Below are 6,310 nucleotides of genomic sequence, written 5' to 3' on the forward strand. Positions count from 1 at the left end.
TTGAATCGGATATTACTATTTATAATTTTTGGATTGATTCTTTTTGGAGCGTTATATTCTATCGGGAATTTATTTGATAATGATTCACAAGTATTTGAGACCAATCCAGTTTCCAGCAGTTCTGGAACAGTCTCAGAAGCTGAAACCAATACAAACAACACTCTACCTTGGGACTATAGAGTAGAAGAAGGAACTGTGGGAGATCTAATCGGTGGAGATATGACCGTTTTACCAGATAATTTACTATTACCTAACGATGAGAATTATGCTACAGGAGATAAAATATGGACCCTTCAATACATGAATGCACAGATGGACGTATTAGAAAATGGGAGTAATCAGGTTCATTTATCATCATGGAAAGGCATTAAGTCATATAAATCGTTAGAAACAGCTGAAAAAGATTTAATGGAATTAAAAGTTCAAATTAAAACAGAAGTGGATTTGGTTGGTGTATATAAAACTGAGTTTGAAGGAGAGTATAGATATTTTGCAATTCTTACTTTACCGACAGGACACGATATTAAACAACCAATTGATGAAGAAAGATATAACTCGCTAAAAGAGAAAAAGACAGTAGAAGTATATTTAGAAGAAATTCATAGTTATACGAATTATGACTTGGCTATGGCCAAATTTCGGGGGTGGGTAGAGTGATAATAGTAGATTTATTGATTAGTGTGATTGTGATTGCTGTACTTCAGTTGTTAGGTATGGTTGTGTTTAGTTTAATCACTCCTTTTAATGATTTAGATGAATTAAAAAAAGGAAATACTGCTGTAGGATTAGCCTTTGGTGGTAAGTTCTTAGGTACAGCTATTATTTTAGGTGTTTCAGCTTACACAAATACATCCATTTTGCATATGTCTTTATGGTTTTTAGTTGGTTACCTTTGTTTATTAATGACATATTATATATTTGACTGGGTTACACCCGGCTTAAAGCTTTCTGAACATTTACAAAAAGGAAATCTAGCTATAGGCGTATTGCTTGCATTTGTATATCTAGGTATTGGCTTCGCAGTAAGCAGCTTGATCATTTAACAAAATAAGGGTGAAAAAGATGAGTTTATTTAAACGAATTTCAAATCTAATGAAAAAACCTGAAGCTCCTAGACCTGAAAAAACAATTCATACTGTGGTTCCTGGGGACTTTGTAGAAGTTTCTTTAGTCATGTATGAAATTATAGGAAAAACAACAAATTTCATGCGTAATGAAGCCATGCTTACATTAAAAGATGGAAGAGACATTCAATATTTATACACTGAGAAACGTGATAAACCTACGTTTATTTTATTTACTGAAATAGATGGAAGGTTGGATTCCTATCATGAGATTCCCTCAACTATTACTTTAGAAGAGACAACATATTATCTTGAGGAACAATATAGTGGAAGATCAGGTGTACAGGGAAACACTGCTTTTCCAAGTGCAGGTGAACAATCGGTCTGGATATTCCAATCAGATGATCGAAAATATTTACGAATCGAATGGCAAGATGGACGATTTATGTTTTATGAGGGCGAGGATGTTCTCACTGGAGACATAGATATATTGCAAGGGAAGGAATAATTGCTTATATAAGTTAGGAATCCTCAAACAAATAATAGAGTAGGAGGGGCTGTGTTAGCCCCCTACCTCAATTTTCACACTTTAATCTTACTGAATGAATGTTTGGATATTAAAATCTCATGTATTTGTGTTGTACCTTCTATAATTTCATTTATTTTAGCGTCTCTATAGTATCGCTCAACATCATATTCGTTATAGCATCCATTCCCCCCATGAATCTGAACAGCATCACCTGCTACTTTATTCACCATAGTAGAACAAAAATACTTTGCAACCCATGTTTCCATAATAGAATCGGGATCGCCTTTTTCTCTTAACGATGCCGCTTGATAACATAAAAGTCGCCCTGCTTTTACTTGCACATACATCTCTGCTATCATTTTTTGAATAAGCTGATTTTCTTTAATCTTTTTTCCAAACTGCTCTCTCTTACCAGCATAGTCTATACTTGCCTCTAAAGCAGCTTGTGCAGTTCCGATGCACCCCCAAGCTATCGTATACCTTCCGTAATCTAAACAAGAAAATGCTACATGTGATAATCCAATTCCCACCTTCCCAATCAGATTGTTCTCTGGTATGATACAATCATTAAAATTTAATTCTGCTATCATAGAAGCTCTTGCCCCTAATAAACCATGCATTGCTGTTATTTGTAAATTAACGTTAGATCTTTCTACTATAAACGCTCCAGGTTTTCCTTCAAATTGAGCAAATATAAGAAATATATCTGCAATTTGACCCATCGTCGTCCATTTTTTAGTTCCATTTAAAATGTATCTATTTTCGGTCATCTCTACCGTTGTTTTAATACTTTTCGCATCACTACCAACGTCTGGCTCTGTCAGGCCAAAAGCACCTATAATGTCACCGGCAGCCATTTTAGGCAGCCAATATTGCTTCTGCTCCTCTGTGCCCCATCTAAGAATTGCTAGCGCAACCATACCATGAACGGTAAGCATGCTTCGAACAGAGGCACACCCTCTACCAATCTCTTCATTTAAAATCCCTAAAGAAATCATATCCATTCCTAAACCACCGTAAGCTTCAGGAATCATAGATCCTAAATATCTATTTTCTTTCATTTTTGAGATGACAATCTCATCAATTTTTTCAAGTCTATCGTGTTGACCAGCGACAGGTATAATCTCATCATTAACAAATTTACGAAAGCGTTTTTTATTATTCCGTTGTGTTTCATTAAGTTCGAATAGCATTTATCCCACACCTAACTTCCTAGTTATATTGTATATTTATAAAAACCTTCCCCTGTCTTCTTTCCGTGCAATCCCGCATCTACCATCTTCTTTAAAAGTGGACAGCATCGAAACTTAGGATCTTGATAGCTTTCATATAATATTTCTAATGAATTGACAACTGTATCAATTCCTATTAAATCTGCAGTTTCAAGCGGCCCCATTTTGTGTCCATAGCATTTTTTGAATATTTCATCTACTTCCTTAGGATCTGCTACACCATCTTGAACTACAAAGGCGGCTTCATTCATAAATAAATGGGATATTCGATTAGAAACAAAACCAGGATAGTCATTCACTAAGACCATTTCTTTCCCCATACTGCTTAAAAATTCCTTTGTTCGATGAATTGTATCCTCTGTTGTATGATAACCCCTTATTCCTTCCACTGTTGGTTTTAAATGTACAGGGTTCATAAAATGTACACCAATTACATTTGATGGTGTATGCATGATAGAAGCAATTTTTGTAATCGAGATACATGATGTGTTAACTAAATAAATGCAATCTTTTTTACATATAAGATTTAATTTTTTATAAACTTCTTTTTTTATTTCCCAAGATTCTGTTGTATTCTCAACGATCAAGTCGACATCCTGCAGTAAATCATAGTCCGTTGAAAACGTTATTTTGTCCTTTATATCTTGCACTTCTATCGTTTTTTGTTTTTGGAAAAGTGAATTAAATTTAATATTTTTATATAGTAAAGATTCAGCATGCTGCAAAATTTGTTCCGTCAGATCGATTACAGTTACGTTATAATTGGCTTCAGCAGCACTTTGGGCTACACCTATTCCCATTACACCTGCTCCAATAATTCCAATCTTCATTTTTCAACCTCCCATGAAACATTTATCTTCATCGATTATTTTAAAGTCTGAATGATTTTTTGTAATTGTGCTCTAAGACCGTCTTCTGTCACTACATTAAACATAGATTGATGATCACCAGGCACATGAGAATATTTAAATTGCTGTGTAGTAAGATTACTCCATATCTTGTTATTTTTCTCTAACATATTATCATCGTGATGTTCTGCTTGAAAATAATGAATGCTCCCACGATATGGCTCAGGTTTATAAATTAATTGTGCTTTAATATGAGAAAGTTTTAAATCTAATAATCGCTGCATAAGATGGCCATCTTCATCTATATTCGAATACTCAAACTCATTGAGTTCAGCATGAGCTTTCTTCTCTATTTCTTTCATGTCAACAGAAGCAGGATCCAAAAAGAAACTATCCAAAACAGCTAATACATCTATCTTTTGCTTTTGTTTTATCAATTGTTGCGTAATCTCATATGCCACAATACCCCCTATTGACCAGCCTGCAATTAAATATGGACCTTCTGGTTGAACACTTTGCATAGCATTTAAATAATATACTGCCATCTCCTCAATCGATGTATGTGACTCTTGTCCTTTCTCTAATCCAAGAGGTTGAAGTCCATAAATGGGATGATCCATATCAAATTTATTTGCAAAATCCATAAAAGGTACAACACTTGCGCCACCACCATGAATGATAAACAAAGGATTTTTGGAACCTGTTTCTTTCATTTTTACCAGTGGAGACCACGACGAAGATACATTCTTACGAATAACATTTGCAAGTTGTTCTATTGTCGGCATGTTGAAAATAGACTGGAGTGGAAATTCAACTCCAAATACCCTCTCCATTTTTGAGAGTAGGCGCAAAGCAAGTAAAGAATGCCCTCCTAATGAAAAGAAATTATCTCTTATACTAATGTTTTGTTGTTGGAAAAACTCCTGCCAAACTTGAGTTAATTTCCACTCAATAGTATCTTGAGGCCATACAATATCTTCCTGGCTGCTATTTTTAGGTACAGGCAGTGCTTTTCGATCTACTTTCCCGTTTGCATTTATTGGTAGTGCATCCAGGAACACGTATAGAGAAGGTACCATCACTTGTGGTAACCGCTCTGCCATGTAATGTTGCAGTATATGATCCATATGTTCTTGTGGCTCATTTACTACCACATACGCTACTAGCTTCTTCCCTATATCGTCATCCTCTCGCACAATCACAACTGCCTCTTTTACTTGATCATGACGATGCAGTACCGTTTCTATTTCCCCTTTTTCAATCCTTACCCCGTTCATCTTCACTTGATCATCTATTCGTCCAATATATTCAATCTCTCCATTTATTGCGAACTTACCAATATCTCCACTTCGATACAATCGTTCACCTGTATGAAATGGACTAGCGATAAATTGATCTTCTAACTCTTGATTAATGTAACCACGAGATACTCCGAGGCCTTCAATACAAATTTCCCCTGGCACTCCAATCGGTACAGGTTGCAAATGCTTGTTTAAAATGTATATGCGTACATTTGATATTGGCCTACCAATAGTAGGCGCTTTATTTGCCCTTCCTGAACTTACCTCATTGGAACTTGCTATCACCGTCGTTTCTGCTGGTCCATAGTGGTCAATCAATTTAAAAGATAGAACCGTTGGGGGAGTTTTGATAAGCTTTTCTCCTCCCGTCATGAGATATCGCAATGAAGTATCTGCAGGCCATTCCAACATTATCATTAGTTCTACTAGCGGTGTAGGCGCAAAACCTATCGTTATCTCTTCCTTCACCATCCAGTCTCTCAATTTCTCTGGAGAAAGACGTGTTTGTTCATCTACTAGAACAACCAATGCTCCTATGGTTAAATAAGGCCACACTTCGATTACCGAAGCATCAAATCCTAATCCAGCAAGATGGGAAGCTTTATCCTTTTCAGTAATATGGTACGTATGTTGATGGCCAAATACTAAATGAGAAAGATGACGATGCTCGACCATAACTCCTTTTGGGCGTCCTGTAGAACCAGAAGTATAAATCACATAAGCAAGATGATGTGACTGAACTTTACGCTCTATTAGTGGTACACCTCGCTCTTTCTCTAATACTTTCTTCCTACTTTCTGCATCCATATTGATCATTACAACATCTTCCCCTACTGTTAACTTCCCTTGTAGATGTCGCTGCGTCAATATGATCTTCGCCTTGCTGTCTTCTACCATATGCAATAGACGTTGACTAGGATTAAATGGATCTAACGGAACATAAGCTCCTCCTGCTTTCCATATCCCAAGAAAACTAACGATCAAATCTAACGATCGCTCCATGTACACGCCAACCAGTACATCTGGTCCTACGTTTAAACGCTGTTGCAAATATACTGCTAACTGGGTTGCCTGCTCATTCAGCTCCCTATAAGTTAACGATACACCTTCAAACGTAACCGCCACTGCTTCTGGCGTGCGTGCTGCCTGTGCTTCAAAGAGCTCATGCACACATACATCACGTGGAAATGCTTGCTCCGTATCATTCCACTTCACCAGCATCTCTTCGCGTTCCTCTGCTGTTAATAACGGCAGTTCTCCGATGTGCTGCGCTGGATCCGCTGCAATCCCTGCCAATAACACTTGAAAGTGCTGCACCATCCGTGCAATTGTCGCT

General features: G+C 36.8%; 6 protein-coding genes. 3 read left to right on the forward strand and 3 right to left on the reverse strand.

Annotation, left to right across the window (positions count from 1 at the left end; all coding sequences use genetic code 11):
• The 3 genes from ERL59_RS16845 to ERL59_RS16855 are packed head-to-tail and all read left to right on the forward strand — an operon-like array spanning position 1 to position 1,572.
• Positions 1-657: a hypothetical protein gene (locus ERL59_RS16845; protein ID WP_160647408.1), complete on the forward strand. Its 657-nt coding sequence runs from the start codon at positions 1-3 to the stop codon at positions 655-657.
• Positions 654-1,043 carry a DUF350 domain-containing protein gene (locus tag ERL59_RS16850; RefSeq protein WP_160647409.1) on the forward strand — a complete coding sequence of 130 codons (390 nt, stop codon included), beginning with the start codon at positions 654-656 and terminating at the stop codon, positions 1,041-1,043. The genes ERL59_RS16845 and ERL59_RS16850 overlap by 4 nt, the downstream gene beginning before the upstream one ends.
• Before the next feature lie 19 nt (positions 1,044-1,062).
• A complete protein-coding gene (locus tag ERL59_RS16855; RefSeq protein WP_160647410.1) occupies positions 1,063-1,572 on the forward strand; it encodes a DUF4178 domain-containing protein in 510 nt (169 codons plus the stop codon).
• Positions 1,573-1,646: 74 nt separating this feature from the next.
• On the opposite strand, the gene ERL59_RS16860 is transcribed toward ERL59_RS16855, so the two are convergent.
• The 3 genes from ERL59_RS16860 to ERL59_RS16870 form a co-directional block, all read right to left on the reverse strand.
• Positions 1,647-2,786, reverse strand: coding sequence for an acyl-CoA dehydrogenase family protein (locus ERL59_RS16860; protein WP_160647411.1), 1,140 nt, complete (start codon positions 2,784-2,786; stop codon positions 1,647-1,649).
• A 23-nt stretch (positions 2,787-2,809) separates the two neighbouring features.
• Positions 2,810-3,655, reverse strand: coding sequence for a 3-hydroxyacyl-CoA dehydrogenase family protein (locus tag ERL59_RS16865; RefSeq protein ID WP_160647412.1), 846 nt, complete (start codon positions 3,653-3,655; stop codon positions 2,810-2,812).
• 35 nt (positions 3,656-3,690) lie between these two features.
• Positions 3,691-6,310 (reverse strand): non-ribosomal peptide synthetase (locus ERL59_RS16870; RefSeq protein ID WP_160647413.1); only part of this gene is annotated, 2,620 nt, incomplete at its 5' end.

Source organism: Chengkuizengella marina, from assembly GCF_009910845.1.
Classification (GTDB): domain Bacteria; phylum Bacillota; class Bacilli; order Paenibacillales; family KCTC-33759; genus Chengkuizengella; species Chengkuizengella marina.